Below are 16,791 nucleotides of genomic sequence, written 5' to 3' on the forward strand. Positions count from 1 at the left end.
AGGTGGTTGTTCGGTTCAAAGGAAATCAATCGATAGACATAACTGTGGATAACTCTTGCCTTATGGTCACATCTTAGGCTCGTGCGGACGAGGCTTGGGGGCAGAACGCGTGGCGATGTGAGGCGACCTTAGGCTCGCCCCCCGAGGCTCACATCAAGCCAACCCTCGCAGCACCAAATTTTCCCGCCCCACGACCGTCTCCAAGATCGAGATCTGCCGCTTGTCCATCCGGTATGCTTCGTCTTCAGGACGGTTCGCCGGCACCAGATTTGCCAGACCTACCTTCAGGATGTCGCTTGAAACCCCGTTTTCGATAATCGCTTCGACCATGTCAGGCCGCTCTAGGCCTTCCGGCCAGTCGTCTGGGTCGGGGATATGGGTAAAGCTTCGCGGGATTGTCACTCCATCATCCAGCATCAAGCCGTGCGCGACCGCACTTGCCATCAAGGCAAAACACATCCGCGGGGAGACCTTCGTCGTGGGTTTCGGACTGACTGATGACAGGTATGGCCGATACTGCCCCAAGGGCTTTATGCATGTGCTTTCCACCATGCCAAAGCTTCGCAAGTAAAGATTGAGGGCTGCACGCTGGGGGTTTCCGGTGGGGATGCCGGAGAGAGTGTCAGCGTGCCGCTTCTTTGAGATCGGATGCAGGCCGGCTTCTGCCCCCAGTCCAGACGCGAGGTTCGTCAATATGCCGCCATCAGGGATGCGTTTATACTTCGCGATCAACGCGGCTTCCCGCATCAAGCATTCGCGCTGCTGATCTTCTGTGTAGGCACGGTCAATCCGATAGACGACCTGATCACCTTGGCGGTGGATTTTCTTGATGACGTTGCACTTGAGCGGGTTGGATCTTGGGGCCAAGTTCTGGCGCAGCGCTTCAAGCTCGTGATCCAATATCCTGCGCCCGGACCCCTTGCCAACATAGAAGGGCGTCCCGTTTGGGCGACAGAGCATGTAGGTATACCACCGGGCCGAGAATGAACGACCCAAGAATTGCGTGGCCTCATCCCGCAAGCCCTCGAAGACAAAGATGTCAGATACTTCGTTCATAAGCCCCATCCAGAGATTTTGAACGTCGTTACTCTGCAAGTTTGGCAAAAGGTTGACGCAAGGTCGCCTCAACCCTTGGGCTTGGATGTCACAACGCAATAGGACAGCCTTTCAGCTCAAAGCATGAACATCTCATCCTCGGGATCGATATCCTTTTCGGGCAACGGTCTTCCTATGTAGGGCCAGTCGTCCAGTTTCTCTTCTTCCAGAGTCTGCCTCATGCGGTCTAGTTCGACATGTTTTTTTAGTCGTTCCTGCAGCCGCTCCTGCAACGCGCGCCTCTCTTCAATGAGGGGGAGTGGGATCTGGAGATCGTCGAGGTCACGCTGACGAATGGTCGCTGCCGTTGTGCCGATTACGAGGGTCTTAATGTAATCTTGGACGTCCGGATGGGTGAGGTAGCTGTAGAGCACCGCCGGCAGACCGGGAATGCTCGGGTCTGGGCGCAATATCATCAGGGATTGTCCTGCCGTAACGATGGCTTCAACATCGCCTTTGTTTTTCATATAAATCCCAACGGCGCCGACCCGACCCTTGATCGAAAAGACGAGGTCTTCTCGTTGCAAAGTTTGCTTTTCCGCGATGTGATACTCCTCCGGAAAGATCGCTACCATCTTTGCGGGAACGCCGACCAAGCCGCTCTCTTGGATGTCGGCAATGCCAGCTTCGAAGACCTGGACATCGCCAGCCGTGGATGCGGTCAAGCTGCGCGGTCGGATGAAACTGACCAAACTCCGCAAAGACGAGCACGCGTGCCGTTTGTTGAATTTTGTCAGTTTGTCATACGCGGAGACTGTCGTGTATCGAGACGGACGAACCGGCAAAGAATGCTTTAGCAAGTCAGATGTTTGGACGATCGCCCATGGGCCGTCGTTCGTTTGTGGCAGTTTCGCAGAGTCTTTGACGACCTCTGCCCAGCTGACTCCCCTTGCAATCCTTTTGCCGCCGCGCCCGACGGAGAGGGCCAAGGCTTCGTGGCCTGCGTTGACAAGGCAGGCTTCGCTGCGACCCCAATCGCGCGGGCCTACGAAGATGAAATGCGCCTCGCCAGAGAACTGATCTCCAAGCATCCCTTTTGGAGCAGCCACGACGCTGCGCAGGCGCCAGCTGTTGAGAAGCTCACGCGCGACAGATGCCTCCATCCCAACGCGATTTGTCAAAATGGATGAATTCACAAGCAGGAGAGCCTGGCCGTCGGCATTCCGGACCGTGTCGGCCAGCGCTTCAATTTGCTGATAGTGCGGCTTAACGCTTTCGCTGACCAGCTTGCCATCGACGGTTAGCTCAACTCTTCCCTTCCTGCGTCCTGTTTTCCCTTTCGAACTGATACGCATTGGATCGATGACGCTGATCTTCTGAGGGGGGCAGATCACCTCTATGTCGAAGCGCAGTCTTTCGTGACGCACATAGGGTTTATCGCTGACTTGTGCGATGTCTTTGCCTGCCAGCCCGATGATCCAGAGCAGATCCTTTGCAACAGAGACGAGAGGGCCCTCCACATGCAGCCGAACATTGCAGCCCTCCGATGATGCGAGCCTCGCACGATTTCGAGAAAGAAATTCCAGCCACGGTCGGAGTGAGAGCGGGAACGCGAACAGGACACGCTTCGCTTCACCAACGAAACCCAGAATTTGGCCCGCGGCATCCTCATTGAGCCAAAAAGGATCAGCACTGTCCCGACTTGCGGCATCAATCAGATACATCAGAACATAAAGTCGTGTCAGACTGTCTTCGCTCTTGAGATGAAGAACGCCCGGACGCACCAGAGATTTTAGCTCATCCCGAATGTTCGGCAGCGGAGGGCTTTCCTTCTGACCGTTCCGCAGAAGATCCGCTGTGAGCCGGAATAGGGCATAGACCAGTTCGGCGCGCGGGTATTGACCGCCCAGATCTTCAAACGTCACTAAAATGATTCGTGCGATCCGCTCCGCTTTCTGCTTTGCGGCTTCATTTTCCGTGTTTGCCGTCATGACCTTTTCCCGCAATCCGATCGCAGAGCGTGCGAAGTATCTCTAGTAAGCTGCTTACTAGAATTCATTAGAATATCAAGTGCAGGTAGTTCTGTAGACTTGTTCCGCGCGTTTTTTCCAAGACAGACCTTGACTTAGCAAAACAACCCTCTGTTTTTAGGAAATAAAATATGTTCCTGCCACCTATCGATCCCCAGCCGTTTCGGACAAAAAACGAAGATTCCGCTCACTTGGCTTGAGAATCCGGCCCGAATTCGCCAAATTCATCTCAACGAAACGACAAGACTTGACACAGCTTCAACGACGCAGCGCACCGACAAGATGCGAAGGGTTCTCGAAAGTGGTGACGAGGAAAACGAAAGGAAGCGCGCCGAACATGAGAGACATACACACCTGACGGTGCGCCCCTGAACTTGGGCATTCAGCGCCGTTATCACCGCTGACTGCCACCCCAACCTCCCCAACGATCTGCCCCGCGGCGCCCATCATTTGGCGTCAACAGGACAGGTATGTCTTCAGCACAGACCGCTTGAATGGACCCTGCTATGTCGAACCTTGATCACGACGACTTCTTGTTTCTGGATTTCTCCAAGCGCTCGACGGAGCTGCCAAGCACGCCAGCGTTGGATCATCCGGTTGATGTCGTGACGGATATTCCTCCGCCACGCCGCCACCAACCCACAGCCCCAATGGCACTTCCAAAGCCATCACGGGCAGAACGGCCCGTGCCTGCGGCATCGCTTGCACATTGCACGACCCACGCCGTTCTCGGAGGTGACGATGGTTATCGCATCCAGTCAGAAAGCCATCTCGAGTTTTCGCATCAGATGATCTTGAACTGCTTTCCGAACGTCATCTCCATTCAAGAGCAAGTCTTCTTCTTCTTTGGTTGGAACCCCAAATTCCCGATCGAGCGCATCTTCGACATGGTGGTGACGCTGAACTGCGGCTCACGTGTGGCTGTGACGGTCAAACCAGAAGTTCGGTTGGTGTCAGGCGAATTCCTCAAAGATATGGGAGAGGTGGCCTGGTGGGTGAAAAAGCTTGGCTTTGCCGATGAGCTGCGCCTTCTCACAGACGCGGACCTCGACCCGGTAAGCTTGGAAAATGCCAAGATCTTCGCTGCCGTTCGTGAGATCGATGCCGAGGCCGATGCTGTCGCTATGGATGTTGCGATGTCCTTGCCTCATGGGGGCGGGCGCTCTCTGCGGGAACTTGTCGATCAGACCAGCTTGGCTGGACGGGGGTATCGGGCACTTGTCCGTCTCGTCCGTCGGGACGTCCTGCGGCTGGCGAAGCACGAGGTCATCAAGCCCAAGTCGGTTGTGATGAACGCAACCAACCCGGCCCTCTTGCCGGATCACCTCTCGCCGAGGCGGATGATTTTGTCCGCGGCGGCATAACAAAACACTGACAGCAAAACCTGCGCAGATCGCTCAGCTTTGGGCGTGACCGGTCTTCGCGTGCCCGAAAAACCGAAATTCGAAGGAAGAAAAAATGACGATCCATAGCCATCAAGAAGCTCTCGCAGCCCAGTGCGGGGCGGAAGACCCAGTGCTCGGGAAAGGGCAGGATGTCTCTAAGCCAGCCATCGGCTTGCCCTCAGATCGCGGCCGCATTGAACGCGGATTTCGCAGTGTCAGCGCCGCACTTCTGGACCAGATTTTACGGGAAAATGGCCTTTCACGGCAAGCAGGGCGGTGACTGCAGACTGACTCTTCCGGCGCCTATCAGATCTCCCCAGACTTCCATTTTTCATAAGGAAAACGACCTTGCATCTCTACGTCGCTGCCCAGACTGACCCTCGGACACGCACCATCACCAAAGTTATGGTCGATTTTGATGAGGAGCGCCTCAACGCCGTTGTTCGTCCACTAACCCAAACGGAAAATCATGATAATGCGATGAAAGAAGGCGCTGATTCAATGACTTACACCGAGTCCGACAAGCAATCAACGTGCGTCGACACACAATCGGAGTGGGACGTCTCGGACCTACTCTCCGCACTTCTTTTCAAGACAGAAATTGACGAACTGACCCTACTGCTGCGCCGACAGCAGACAGAAATCTAACAACGCCCCCCATCTCACACGGCCCGACCCAGACGCCCTCGTCTGGGACCGGCCTTCCTTTGCCCGCTTTCACCTTCCCAACAGCCAGACAGGAGAACACCATGGCTAAAGACTTTCCCCACACACGCCCTGCAAATGCTCGTAAGGCGCAGCCCACTTTCGACCTCAACAACCTGCACATCTTCGAAATTGGGGGCTCACGGCGGCGCGTCTTGAGACGAGACGACGAGCACGTGGTTTTCTGTGCTGTCGATGATCCGCACAATCAAGTTACCCATGACATCACAACCCTCAACCGCATGAATTCGGCCGGCTTGCTGAAAATGATCCCTTGGGGGCTCGCGCCTGATTTTGCATCTCGCATCGATGAAAATGGCGACGAAGACGTCAGCCTTTCGACATTGACGCAAGATCATCTTCAGCGGGTGGCAACCCGTCACGCAATGGTCTGTGGCTTGATGGTTCTGAAGGATGCCGGCAAGGTTAAGATCACTGACGAGTCGATCAAAGCTGAGATGCTCAGCATCAGACAGGCAGCGGCGGACTATCTGATTGAAGATCTGCCCGATCCCGAAAAAGCTCTTGCTATCGCGGCGTGGAAAAACGGAACGGGACCGAAACCCAAGCACGTCATGCCGACCCCGTTTCCTGACGCGGTCTCCTCGCGGACCCTGCGTGCATGGGCGAAGGCATACCAGCTTTACGGCAAAAAGGGTCTGATCGACAACTTCTCGAAAAAAGGAAATCGCAACAGCAAGTTGACCGTTGAGGAGACAATTTTGCTCGATGCGGTTATCGAACGGGAATACCTGACACTTCAGCGCAAGAGCATCACCCATACTTACGAAGAGGCCTGCAAAGCCTTTAAGGATGAGGGTTGGCAACCGCCCAGCCGCGAGACGGTTCGCCTTCACATCAAGAAAATCGATAAGTTCCGCCTCTTGGTTGCCCGTTTCGGCCCTGCCGCTGCGATGAACAAAATGCGGGCGACCTTCAAGGGCTTGGAAACCCTGCGGCCTCTCGAGCGGGTTGAGATGGACGAGTATAAGATTGACTTGCTCACCCTGTTCAAGCGCCACGGACTTTTTTCGCACTACACCGAAGAGGAGCTCGAACGTTTTGGTCTCTCCAAGACTATGATGCGCTGGTGGCTCACCGTTGCCATTGACGTGCGGACCCGCTGCATTCTGGGACTTGTCCTTACGCCGAACCCAAAAACAAGCAGCTCAATCAAGTGCTTGCACGAGATCACGACTGAGAAGTCAAACCTGGCAAAGATTGTCGGTGCCAAAACCCAGTGGACAATGTTCGGCACACCGGAGGCGCTCTACGTCGACAACGGTCCAGCCTTCAAATCGGGTGCCTTTACATCAGCATGTGCTGACGCTGGCATCAACAAAATCCAAACCATCGCCGGGGCGCCGTCGATGCGTGGTTTCATCGAGCGCTTCTTCCGCACCGTCAATCAGAGATTCCTGCAGTATCTCTCGGGGCGCACGTTTGGCAGCATTGAGGAACGCGGTGACCACGAGGCTGAGAAGCGCGCCTGCTTGAATGAAGAGCAGCTGGCCGCTGTCCTTGTTCGCCTGATTGTGGACGTGTATCACAATGAGCCGCACTCAGGACTGAACGGCCGCACGCCACTGCAACAATGGGAAGCTGACATCGCGGACGGCAACTATCCGTTGAAGCCTGCGCCCACGCTGCGGAAGAAGCATCTTGCCTTCGGCTTGAAGATCTCACGCACCGTCGAAAAAGACGGGATCCATGCGATGGGCCTTCGCTACAATTCCGAGCAACTCTACGCTCATTACAGAGCGAATGGGACTGAGACGGCTGAAGTGATCTGGTTTGAAAAAGACCTTGGCCAGATCGAGGTGAAGCTCAAAGAAGCATGGCACACCATTCCCTGCGTAGATGACACCTTCGCCGGCATCGATGCGACGACTTGGTATGCCACGCGCAAGAAACTGCGCATTCAAGACCCAAAACGAAAGGCTTGGGACGAGGCGGTCGTTGCCGATGCAATCGAATCCGTCAAGAAAATCAATGCGGACGCCCAAGCCTTCTATCATGTGTATGATCATGGATGGTCGAAAAAGCGCTTCGAAGCTGTAGAAGCTGAAGCCGGGCAAGCATTTTCAATCGTACAGCCGCGCCCCAAAACGGCCGCGGCACCTGATGGCTACGGCCAGACGATTGCACCGGTGCCTCAGGTTCAGCCGTCGCTTGTGAAAGACGCACTCGAGAATTCACCGAAGAACACCGCCAATTCGTCAGACGAAAGCGAATGGCTCTTCCCTGAATAAGACTACCCCCCAAACCCTCACAAATCACTGTTTTATATGGAGAATGACATGCTTGATCGCATGAATGCTGACACGACCCCTTCTGATGATCTGGCGGCTTTTGAGCCAGAGCTTGGCCTGACAGAAGAGCAGAAGCATGCTCTTGAAGTTGCAGGAAAAATGGAGACTCTTCGCTCCCTGCACATCGTCACTGATCGCGATATTGCCATCACGACAGCGCTGAACCGCCTGTTCAAAATCGGCGAGGATGGTAAGCCGAGCTACCAGCCGGTCCTTTTCACAGGGGAAACGGAAACCCAAGGGATCACATTGATCGAAGGGTCGGGTGGCGGGAAAACGACGGCCATCATCAAGACGCTTAAAGCTTTTGAGCCACTGGTTTTGAACGAGGAGACCGGACTGCCCCGGTATCTGCACGTCAAAGTCGAAAGCCCTGCGTCCCTCCGCAGCCTCGGCTGTTCGATCCTCGAGAAGTTGGGCGTTGATAAAGTGTCTGACCGCTCAAAAACCTATGATATTTGGGCTCTGGTGCGGCATCGCCTCTGGCTCGCGGGCATTCGTTTGCTGTGGCTCGATGAGGCGCAAGACATGTTCCGGTCCGCATCGGCCACTGAGCTCGACAGCATGTTTAAGACCCTCAAATCGTTGATGCAGGGCGATCACCCGGTTGTTTTGCTGCTCTCAGGAACCGAACGTCTGTCTGCGATGACGGGCCTTGACCCTCAGATCAATCGGCGCTTTGCGAAGATCCGCCCGCGTCCTTTGAAGTTTGGCGAGGACACCGATCGGCTGGCAAAACTTGTCCGCGGCTTTGCACGCAAAGCTGGCCTCGATGTTGATGTGCCGCGAGACCATTACGATCGGCTGATGCGCGCAGGTCGCCACCGCTTTGGCCGCTGCATTGAGCTCATTCTGCAGAGCATCGAGATTGCGCTGCAAGATCGAGTGAAGACCCTGACGCTTGACCACTTTGCGATGGCCTTCTCTCACAAGGAGTCCTTGCTCGACGACAAGAACATCTTCACGGATTTTGCGTGGGAACAGATTTCGTTGCCGGACGAAGACGACGAAGTCTACGAGGCAGAGCGTGTTGCGGCGCAGCAGGCGTCGAAAACGCGCAAGCGCAAGAAGGCGGCTTAATCATGCCTTTGCTTCCAAAACTTCCCGTTCTCGCAGGAGAAAGCCTGTCGTCCTACATGCAGCGCGCTTCCAAGTTTCATGCGCGCCAGCATCTCTACACCTTTCTCGAGACGCTTGAGATCCCGCGGGGGGCAGTAATGTCCCCCCGCGCCGGCGACCTCGCACGGATTGGGACTATCTTTGCACTTGAGGTCGACGAACTTGCCGCCATGACATTTGAGTCTTTTGGTGGTCGAAAGCGGCGGATCGCTGGTGAAGACGTCCACGCTGAATTCGCGAACCTCGACAAAACGACCTATTGTCCGGCTTGCTTGCTGGACGACGCTAAGCCTGACAGCGCTTCTGCTGGCATGCGTGTTGGGCGCATTTCTTGGAACATTGATTATGTGCGGACGTGCCCAACGCATGGGATCGCGCTTGTGCGTCACAAGAACAAGAAGCTCTCAGACAGGCTGCAGTTGATGTCAGAAGTGGCCCCCGACAACGAGGCTTTGCGCGCCTTGGTGTCAACTGCGTCGCCGCAGCTTGTATCAGATCTGCAGGCCTACATTCAGGATCGACTGGGCAGGAAAGTTGGGCCTGCTTGGCTTGACACCCAGCCCATCGACACGGCAGCACGGGCCTGCGAAAAGCTTGGGGTTATCTTGACGGCGGGAACGCACGTAAACCTGAATCAAACGACCCAGCAAGACTTGAATTTGGCCGGGCATGTGGGTTTCCGGTATGCTTCTCGCGGGGAAGCGGGAGTTCAAGCCGCCCTACGCGAGGCCTTGGATCGATTTGCAAAAACTGGTGACAAAGGGGGACCCCAGAAGGCATTCGGACGCCTTTATCAGTGGTTGCAGTTCGACAAGAACGGCAAGGAACCCGGACCTATCAGCGAAGTCGTTCGTGATTTCATCCTCGATCATTTTCCAGTCGCGGTCGGAACGGACCTGTTTGGTAAAGTCGTGGATCGGCAGCGGGTCCATTCCGTTCATACCCTGGCTGAGAAGACTGGCGAACTCAGCCGCACCGTCCACCGCGCAGTCGTGCTGTCGGGCCTGATTGAAGGAGATCCTGAAAAACCGAATGCCTTTGCGACGTTCGATCTGCAGGCAGGTGAAGACCTTATCCGCCGCATTCAGAACTCAATTTCCGTCACCAAACTGCGCGAGCATTTGAACTGCAATCGCGTCCAAGCGGAACAGTTCGTCAGAACAGGCCTCATTCCAATCTTGGCGCGCGACAAAGACACCGCGGTCGGCTTCTTGAAGAATGTTGCAATCGAGGATGCGGACGCATTCTTGTCTCGTTTGGTGGAGCGGGCACAAGTTGTCACCAGCCCCAGCCAGGGCATGATGGAAATCGTCGCTGCCGCCGAAGCCGCTCGGTGGCCAGTCTTGGATATCGTCAACGGGATCCTCGCCGGTCTCATCTCAAATGTTCAGGTGGTCGATCAGAGCCTGAAGTTCAAAGGCATTGTTGTTGACCCTGTGGAAGTAAAGGAAGTGCTGGCACGAGAAAAGTCCTGTGGCCATGTCAGCACCGTTGAAGCTGCACGCCTTCTGAACCTGTCAGTCAGTAACCTGAGCTTTTTGGGCCAACTTACGGACACAGACGGCAAGCCCTACTTGCAAAAACACTTCGTAGAAAACAGCAAAGGCGCCAAAATTCGGATCTACTCGACCGAAGACATCGCCACGTTTCTTCGAAACCACATCTCGTTGAAAGAATACGCAGAGTCCCTGATGTTCTCTTCAAAGGTAATGCGCAAGAAGCTGGACTGCCGGGGCATCAAACCGATCACCGAAAGCTACAGCCTTGGCCGCCTTTACTACCGCAAGGCAGACTTGGCCGCCTGAGAGACCTGCTACCCAAGACGGACCGGCACATCGTCAACGACATCCGCCAATCCACATGAAAGCCGCCCTTAGGGGCGGCTTTTTCGTTGGAAAACGGCCATCTTGGACCGCGGCGCAAGTTTTTCGCTGGCAAAGTTATGCTTGGCATAATGGCAATGTAAACCGCGTTGGTTGACAAGGGTATACAATAAAATCAATGACTTAGATTCTTGAGTGGCGCTCTTATGATATGTTTCTACAACCCAGTGAAATGCCCGGCAAAGTTTGTCCATTCTGGCCCGTTTTTTGTCCATCGTGCTCGGCATAATTTGTCCATCGGCCCCTAAACGGGCCGGTGGTGAAATGCACCGGAAAGTTTGTCCATTTTAGTGCGTTTTTTGTCCATCGTGACCTGTATAGTTTGTCCATCGGCCTCTAACCGGGCCGATGGCCACGAAAATCCTCCGAAAGCGAGGTTGGCCTGAGCGGTGCCGCAAACGCCCATTTTCCCCCGCTTGCCGTCTGCAAAAATCGGATGCATCCAGATGTCCGGCCTCTCCCATCTTGGGCCGAGAAGATCAAGCGACTCTCCGTCCTGATAAACGGCGCCAGTCTGACCTCGCCCGGCACCATTTTTGCTGCGATTGATATGATTTGCCTTGGTTTCGCCCATGGCTTGCCTTGGGCTGGCCGTGCCGTATCGACAGGGCTTGAGAATGTGATTTGCCCTGTGACAATTTTGGGCACAGATGAGGAGCCGGCTATGGTCTGGCAAGAGCCGGAACAAGAGCAGCAGGGTGGACCTTTGGTTGTTGCCGAAGGGGTTTTCGCCACGACCTTGATTGCCACGCCCGGCGGATGGCGGCTTGCCGGGGATTTGCGGCCCGGCACCCAGGTTCTGACCTTTGATGCCGGCACACAATGCGTGACACAGGTGCATTCTCTGCCGTGTGACGAGGCTCCGGCTGACTTTTGGCCGCTGAGGGTGCCGTGCTGGGCAATGGACAACCGAGATGAAGTGATCCTGCTGCCCGAGCAGAAGGTTCTGATCGAAGCGGATGTGGCAGAGGACCTGTATGGCGATCCGTTCGCTCTAATACCGGCACGGGCGCTGGAAGGCTGGCGCGGCATTGAACGGTGCAGGCCGCTTGAAGTGGCGATCGCCGTGCAGCTCAGCTTTGCGCGGCATCAGGTCATTTATGCAAGTCGCGGGGTCTTGCTGTCCTGTGGGGCAGATCCCTTTGCCGACAGTGACTGGCGGGCGGTGCCCTACAGCAGCTATTCGCTGGCACAGGCACAGCATTTGATTGCTTGTCTGATGGCGGAAGAAACCGGCGCCGCCCTGCGATCTGCGGAGCAGCGCCGGTTCCGAAGCGCAACTTAGGCTGCTTTGCGGGCCGCCTTGCCATAGAACGTGGTCGCCGAGGCGGCCATCTCGCGCAGCAGGGACGGCACTGCAAAGCGTGCGCCTTCGCTGGCGGTCAGTGCTTCGCAGATTTCGATCGCGCGGGCCGCACCAATGATATCCAGCCAGCCAAATGGGCCGCCCGACCATGGCGCAAAACCCCAGCCGAGGATTGCGCCGACGTCGCCTTCGCGGATGTCGGTCAGCACGCCATCTTCCAATGCGCGCACCGCCTCCAGCACCTGTGCCATCAGCAGTCGGTGCTGCACATGGGACAGGTCAGGCTGATCGTCGGCAACCGGATATTGGTTGGCCAGCCCATCCCACAGCCCGCCACGCTTGCCCGCCTCGTCATAGATGTAAAAGCCTGCATTGGCCTTTTTGCCCATGCGTCCCTGATCGGCCATCCAGAACAGCACATCATCGACTGCCCCGTCGGGATAGGCGTCGCCCATGGCCAGCTTGGTCGCCTTGGCGATCTTCACCCCCAGATCAATCGAGGTTTCATCCACCAGTTGCAGCGGCCCAAGCGGCATGCCAACCAGTTTGGCTGCGTTTTCCACCAGTGCAGGTTCCACACCTTCGGCAACCATGCGGATGCCTTCGTTGATATAGGGAATGATGCAGCGGTTGGCGTAGAAGAACCGCGCATCATTGACCACGATGGGCGTTTTGCGGATCTGGCGCACATAGTCCAGCGCGCGTGCTACCGCCACATCGCCGGTTTGCTTGCCACGGATAATCTCTACCAGCAGCATTTTGTCGACCGGGGAAAAGAAATGGATGCCGATGAACTGCATGGGCCGCTGGCTGGCGCGGGCCAGTTCAGAAATCGGCAGGGTCGAGGTGTTGGTGGCAAAGATGCAGTCAGCGCCCACAACCGCCTCGACCTTGGCCGTCACGTCGGCCTTGACCTTCATATCCTCAAACACCGCTTCCACGATCAGATCACACCCCGCAAGCGCGGCGTAATCGGTGGTGGCGGTGATGCGGGCCAGCACTTCGGCCTTTTTCTCAGCCGTCACTTTGCGGCGGGCAATGCCCTTGTCGAGGATGCCCTCGGAATAGGCTTTGCCCCGGTCTGCCGCATCTTGTGCCGCGTCGATCAGCACCACATCTATTCCAGCATTGGCGCTGACATAGGCGATGCCCGCGCCCATCATGCCCGCGCCGATGATGCCGACCTTTTTCACGGTCTGATCCGGGGCCTCTGGCCGGTTTGCGCCTTTTTCCAGTGCCTCTTTGTTGATGAACAGGCTGCGGATCATTGCTGACGAGGACGGGTTCATCAGCACTGTGGTAAAGTTCCTGGCCTCGATCTTCAGCGCGGTATCAAAGGGCACCATCGACCCCTCATAAACCGCGCTCAGCAGGGCTTTGGCGGCGGGGTACACGCCCATGGTCTTGCCATGCACCATCGCAGAGGCACCCACAAAAGTCATGAACCCGGCGGGGTGATAGGGGGTGCCGCCAGGCATCTTGTAGCCCTTGGCATCCCATGGCTTGACGAGATCGGCCTCTTTCGCCGAAAGCACCCATTCTTTGGCGCGTGTCAGCAGGTCTTCGGGGGCGACCACTTCGTCAATCAGCCCGCCCGCCTTGGCACCTTTGGGATCCGACAATTTACCCTCCAGCAGATAGGGTGCGGCCATCATCGCGCCCATCTTGCGCACCAGCCGTGTGGTGCCGCCCGCGCCGGGGAAAATGCCAACCATTATTTCCGGCAGGCCAATCTTGGCCTTCGGGTTGTCGGCGGCGATGATGCGGTGGCACGACAGTGGCACTTCAAGCCCGATGCCAAGCGCTGTGCCGGGCAGGGCGGCCACAATCGGCTTGCCACCCTTAAGCGTTTTTGGGTCCATCCCGGCGCGTTCAATCTTGCGCAGGATAGCATGCATCTCCATCACACCGTTGAAAATGCCCTCGGCTCCGCCCTCATCGCGCATTTTGGCGATCACGTTCAGATCCATCCCGCCGGCAAAATCCTTTTTGCCGCTGGTGATGATCACACCTTTGACCGCAGCATCGGCAAGGGCGGTATCAATATGGCTGTTGAGTTCCGCAAATCCGGCAAGGGACATCACGTTCATGGATTTTTCCGGCACATCCCAGGTGATGGTAGCAACGCCATCGGCGTCAACGGCATAAGCAAAATCGGTCATTCTTCCGGTCCTTTCCGAAGGTCGGGTGTGGCAAGGCTGGGCATCAGAACTGGCCAGCGTGAATTGGCAAGGGCGTTGGTAATCGAGGCCGCGCGCCAGCGACCTTCGTCGTGTCGCAGCGTGATTTGCGAATGGAACGGGTCAATCACCCGCATTCCGCCAGAAATCAGGTGCGAGACATACCGCCCGGTTATGAGCGACGAGTCGATATCCTGCGCGCTTTCAACAAGTCGAATGTAGTCTGTAACCCGCTGGCTTTTCAGCATGCCACAGAACGTTTCAAACCCGACGCGCAGGTCATCTTCAGTTGAGATGGTCATGTTGGCGGTATGGGTGACCAGATGAAATGGCAGCACCACCCCGACCCTGTAGGCCACAAAATCGCCCGCCATCACAGCGGCAGCAATCTCGTCCAGATAAGTTTGAAGGATGGCGGCCGCCTGCATCTGCTACACCCGCTCGATGATGGTGGCGGCCCCCATGCCGGACGCGATGCACAGCGTGGCAAGGCCAACGCTTTTGCCGGTCCGTTCCAATTCGTCCAGAAGCGTGCCGATGATGATGGCCCCCGTAGCCCCCAGAGGGTGACCCATTGCGATAGAGCCGCCATTCGGGTTCACCTTTGCCGGGTCCACATCAAACGCCTGCATGAAGCGCAACACAACACTGGCAAAGGCCTCATTCACCTCAAACAGATCAATGTCGCTGATGCTCATGCCGGCATCCTTCAGGATCTTTTCGGTCACCGGAACCGGGCCGGTCAGCATGATGGTCGGGTCGGTGCCGATCTTGGCTGTTGCCCGGATGCGGGCGCGCGGTGTCAAACCATGGGCCTTGCCGAATTCGGCATTGCCGATCAGCACCGCCGCCGCGCCGTCAACGATGCCTGAGGAGTTGCCCGCATGGTGGATGTGATTGATCCGCTCCAGATGCGGGTATTTCATCAGGGCGATCTTGTCGAAGCCTGGCATCACCTCGCCCATATCCTTGAACGCGGGCTTCAGCGAACCAAGCGCCTGCATATCGGTGCCGGGGCGCATGTATTCGTCGGTGGACAGGATCGGCAAACCGTTCTGGTCGCGAATGGTGATGACCGATTTGGCAAAGCGGTTATCTTCCCATGCCGCAGCGGCGCGTCGTTGCGATTCCATGGCCAAGGCATCGGCCATGTCGCGGGTAAAGCCATATTCGGTGGCGATGATATCGGCCGAAATACCCTGCGGCACGAAATAGGTCTTCATTGCCAGCGACGGATCGACCGCGATCGCGGCACCATCACTGCCCATGGCGACCCGGCCCATCATCTCGACCCCTCCCGCAATATAGGCCTGACCCGCCCCGCCCCTGACCTGATTGGCGGCAATGTTCACCGCCTCCATCCCACTGGCACAAAAGCGGTTGATGGCAAGGCCGGGGATGCTTTCGTCAAGATCCGACAGCAGCACGGCCGATCGCGCAAGGCAACCGCCCTGTTCACCTACCTGGGTTACGTTACCCCAGATCACATCCTCAACCGCATGGCCTTCCAGCCCGTTGCGCTCTTTGACCGCGTTCAGGATCTTGGCCGACAGCGCAACGGATGTCAGCTCGTGCAGGCTGCCATCGGGGCGGCCCTTGCCGCGTGGGCTGCGAACGGCGTCGTAAATATAAGCGTCTTGCATGGTGTCCTCTCCTTATGCCCGGTCCGACGGGTTGCCGGGCATCAATTCATAGGGGTGCTTCCAGCCGGGCAGTGCCGCGATGCGGTCAAGCCAGGCGTCGATATGGGGCCATTCCTTGCGGTCAAAGCCGAAGGGTTCTGGGTAGAAAAGATAGCCGCAGCAGGACATATCCGCGATGGTAGGGCCCTCGCCCACCATCCAGTCGCGCTGCGCCAGATGGGTGTCAAGGACGCCATAGGCCGCCTTGAGCCTGCCTTGCATAAAGGGGATCACGCCTTCGGGGCGTTTGTCAGCGGGTAGAAAGTTCATCAGGAACCGGACCGTGCCGATCTGGCTGGACAGTTTGTGATTGTCCCACAAGATCCAGCGCAAGACCTCGTCCCGGTCTTGTGGCGTTGCACCGCTCATTTTGCCGCTCTGGCCTGCGACATGCAAAAGGATGCCGCCCGATTGCGTCAGGACGTGATCGCCCTCAACCAGAACGGGAACCTCGCCCATTGCGTTCAGGGCGCGAAATTCCGCGCTGCGGGTTTCACCATTGAAGAAATCGACATATCGCGCCCGCCAGACTGTGCCCGTCAGAGTTAGCGCCAGTGCACATTTATAGGCGTTCCCACTTTCGCCAAAGCAATACAGTTCTGCCGCATCTGCCGATCCATCCATTCAAAGGCCCTCCCAGACCTGCCCGGTTTAGCCGGGGGTTTCACACCCCCGGACCCCCGTGGAGTATTTTCGCCAAGATGAAGCAAGAATTCGTCAACCTTGCTTCGCTAATCTTTCGATGCGGTACAGGCCAGAGAGCCGATGACCACCCAAGGTGAAGCCCCGTTCCGAAGCCCCGGATAGCCAAACCGGACAGTCGGAACGGGATGGAGCATGCCCATTCTTCTTGGTCCAAATACTCCCCGCCGGTGCCGCGTTGCTTTGTGTTCAGTGTTTGCGATCCTCAAGCTCCGAATTGAACAGGCGCAGTCTGTGGGTCAGGTTTTCCTTGTGTGTAACGCTGTCGAAATGTTCGAACAGGAACGACAGCGCCTCGCCTTCATCAAGCCCCGCCTCTGCAGCAAAGCGTTTCAATCTGCGGTAGCCGTCTTCGGTCATGGCGACGGGAAAGCGGCGGGTGAGGCGAAAACGTTTGGGCATCAGGGATCTCCGGCTGGGGTGGGGCAGATCTTTCGCAACAAAGATCTGCC

At 56.8% G+C, this 16,791-nt stretch carries 14 protein-coding genes; 6 read left to right on the top strand and 8 right to left on the bottom strand.

Translation table 11 applies throughout. From position 1 onward, the window contains the following. Positions 1-153: 153 nt before the first annotated feature. Together Q8K08_RS00985 and Q8K08_RS00990 are read right to left on the bottom strand one after the other, a co-directional pair. Positions 154-1,056, bottom strand: a complete 903-nt coding sequence (locus Q8K08_RS00985) for a GIY-YIG nuclease family protein (protein WP_305248916.1) — start codon at positions 1,054-1,056, stop codon at positions 154-156. Positions 1,057-1,172: 116 nt separating this feature from the next. Further along, positions 1,173-3,026 (bottom strand): restriction endonuclease subunit S, encoded by a 1,854-nt coding sequence (locus tag Q8K08_RS00990; protein ID WP_305248917.1) that lies wholly within the window; start codon positions 3,024-3,026, stop codon positions 1,173-1,175. Between the two features lie 545 nt (positions 3,027-3,571). Between Q8K08_RS00990 and Q8K08_RS00995 the strand changes: the two genes are divergently transcribed. The 5 genes from Q8K08_RS00995 to Q8K08_RS01015 all read left to right on the top strand — a co-directional run bounded on the left by Q8K08_RS00995 (position 3,572) and on the right by Q8K08_RS01015 (position 10,391). Further along, on the top strand, positions 3,572-4,429 hold the full coding sequence (locus Q8K08_RS00995; protein WP_305248918.1) for a hypothetical protein: 858 nt from the start codon (positions 3,572-3,574) through the stop codon (positions 4,427-4,429). Between the two features lie 369 nt (positions 4,430-4,798). Further along, positions 4,799-5,098 (top strand): hypothetical protein, encoded by a 300-nt coding sequence (locus Q8K08_RS01000; protein WP_304798560.1) that lies wholly within the window; start codon positions 4,799-4,801, stop codon positions 5,096-5,098. Between the two features lie 101 nt (positions 5,099-5,199). Further along, on the top strand, positions 5,200-7,407 hold the full coding sequence (locus Q8K08_RS01005) for a DNA-binding domain-containing protein (RefSeq protein WP_305248919.1): 2,208 nt from the start codon (positions 5,200-5,202) through the stop codon (positions 7,405-7,407). Between the two features lie 48 nt (positions 7,408-7,455). Further along, positions 7,456-8,547 (top strand): TniB family NTP-binding protein, encoded by a 1,092-nt coding sequence (locus Q8K08_RS01010; RefSeq protein ID WP_305248920.1) that lies wholly within the window; start codon positions 7,456-7,458, stop codon positions 8,545-8,547. Between the two features lie 2 nt (positions 8,548-8,549). Further along, entirely contained in the window at positions 8,550-10,391 is a 1,842-nt protein-coding gene (locus Q8K08_RS01015; protein WP_305248921.1) for a TniQ family protein, read from the top strand. 322 nt (positions 10,392-10,713) lie between these two features. Here the strand turns inward: Q8K08_RS01015 and Q8K08_RS01020 are convergent, their stop codons facing one another. Then, the gene (locus Q8K08_RS01020) at positions 10,714-11,043 is read right to left on the bottom strand and encodes a hypothetical protein (protein ID WP_305248922.1); all 330 of its coding nucleotides are present in this window, start codon (positions 11,041-11,043) and stop codon (positions 10,714-10,716) included. Positions 11,044-11,133: 90 nt separating this feature from the next. Here Q8K08_RS01020 and Q8K08_RS01025 point away from each other — a divergent pair, with 90 nt between their 5' ends. Next, entirely contained in the window at positions 11,134-11,754 is a 621-nt protein-coding gene (locus Q8K08_RS01025) for a Hint domain-containing protein (protein ID WP_304804955.1), read from the top strand. On the opposite strand, the gene Q8K08_RS01030 is transcribed toward Q8K08_RS01025, so the two are convergent. The 5 genes from Q8K08_RS01030 to Q8K08_RS01050 all read right to left on the bottom strand — a co-directional run bounded on the left by Q8K08_RS01030 (position 11,751) and on the right by Q8K08_RS01050 (position 16,741). Then, positions 11,751-13,937 carry a 3-hydroxyacyl-CoA dehydrogenase NAD-binding domain-containing protein gene (locus Q8K08_RS01030; RefSeq protein WP_304804953.1) on the bottom strand — a complete coding sequence of 729 codons (2,187 nt, stop codon included), beginning with the start codon at positions 13,935-13,937 and terminating at the stop codon, positions 11,751-11,753. The genes Q8K08_RS01025 and Q8K08_RS01030 overlap by 4 nt on opposite strands. Then, positions 13,934-14,383, bottom strand: coding sequence for a hypothetical protein (locus Q8K08_RS01035; protein ID WP_304804951.1), 450 nt, complete (start codon positions 14,381-14,383; stop codon positions 13,934-13,936). Before Q8K08_RS01035 ends, Q8K08_RS01030 begins: the two co-directional genes overlap by 4 nt. A 3-nt stretch (positions 14,384-14,386) precedes the next feature. Continuing rightward, positions 14,387-15,598 (bottom strand): acetyl-CoA C-acetyltransferase, encoded by a 1,212-nt coding sequence (locus tag Q8K08_RS01040; protein WP_304804949.1) that lies wholly within the window; start codon positions 15,596-15,598, stop codon positions 14,387-14,389. A gap of 12 nt (positions 15,599-15,610) precedes the next feature. Further along, entirely contained in the window at positions 15,611-16,261 is a 651-nt protein-coding gene (locus Q8K08_RS01045; RefSeq protein WP_305248923.1) for a glutathione S-transferase family protein, read from the bottom strand. Between the two features lie 267 nt (positions 16,262-16,528). Then, entirely contained in the window at positions 16,529-16,741 is a 213-nt protein-coding gene (locus tag Q8K08_RS01050) for a hypothetical protein (RefSeq protein ID WP_135429621.1), read from the bottom strand. Between the last annotated feature and the right edge of the window lie 50 nt (positions 16,742-16,791).

This window comes from Pseudotabrizicola sp., assembly GCF_030684215.1.
Classification (GTDB): domain Bacteria; phylum Pseudomonadota; class Alphaproteobacteria; order Rhodobacterales; family Rhodobacteraceae; genus Pseudotabrizicola.

Excerpts from the sequence above, each read along its gene's own strand:
- Q8K08_RS00985 (WP_305248916.1), bottom strand. The coding sequence starts at position 1,056 with ATGAACGAAGTATCTGACATCTTTGTCTTCGAGGGCTTGCGGGATGAG.
- Q8K08_RS00990 (WP_305248917.1), bottom strand. The coding sequence starts at position 3,026 with ATGACGGCAAACACGGAAAATGAAGCCGCAAAGCAGAAAGCGGAGCGG.
- Q8K08_RS00995 (WP_305248918.1), top strand. The coding sequence starts at position 3,572 with ATGTCGAACCTTGATCACGACGACTTCTTGTTTCTGGATTTCTCCAAG.
- Q8K08_RS01005 (WP_305248919.1), top strand. The coding sequence starts at position 5,200 with ATGGCTAAAGACTTTCCCCACACACGCCCTGCAAATGCTCGTAAGGCG.
- Q8K08_RS01010 (WP_305248920.1), top strand. The coding sequence starts at position 7,456 with ATGCTTGATCGCATGAATGCTGACACGACCCCTTCTGATGATCTGGCG.
- Q8K08_RS01015 (WP_305248921.1), top strand. The coding sequence starts at position 8,550 with ATGCCTTTGCTTCCAAAACTTCCCGTTCTCGCAGGAGAAAGCCTGTCG.
- Q8K08_RS01020 (WP_305248922.1), bottom strand. The coding sequence starts at position 11,043 with ATGGGCGAAACCAAGGCAAATCATATCAATCGCAGCAAAAATGGTGCC.
- Q8K08_RS01025 (WP_304804955.1), top strand. The coding sequence starts at position 11,134 with ATGGTCTGGCAAGAGCCGGAACAAGAGCAGCAGGGTGGACCTTTGGTT.
- Q8K08_RS01030 (WP_304804953.1), bottom strand. The coding sequence starts at position 13,937 with ATGACCGATTTTGCTTATGCCGTTGACGCCGATGGCGTTGCTACCATC.
- Q8K08_RS01035 (WP_304804951.1), bottom strand. The coding sequence starts at position 14,383 with ATGCAGGCGGCCGCCATCCTTCAAACTTATCTGGACGAGATTGCTGCC.
- Q8K08_RS01040 (WP_304804949.1), bottom strand. The coding sequence starts at position 15,598 with ATGCAAGACGCTTATATTTACGACGCCGTTCGCAGCCCACGCGGCAAG.
- Q8K08_RS01045 (WP_305248923.1), bottom strand. The coding sequence starts at position 16,261 with ATGGATGGATCGGCAGATGCGGCAGAACTGTATTGCTTTGGCGAAAGT.
- Q8K08_RS01050 (WP_135429621.1), bottom strand. The coding sequence starts at position 16,741 with ATGCCCAAACGTTTTCGCCTCACCCGCCGCTTTCCCGTCGCCATGACC.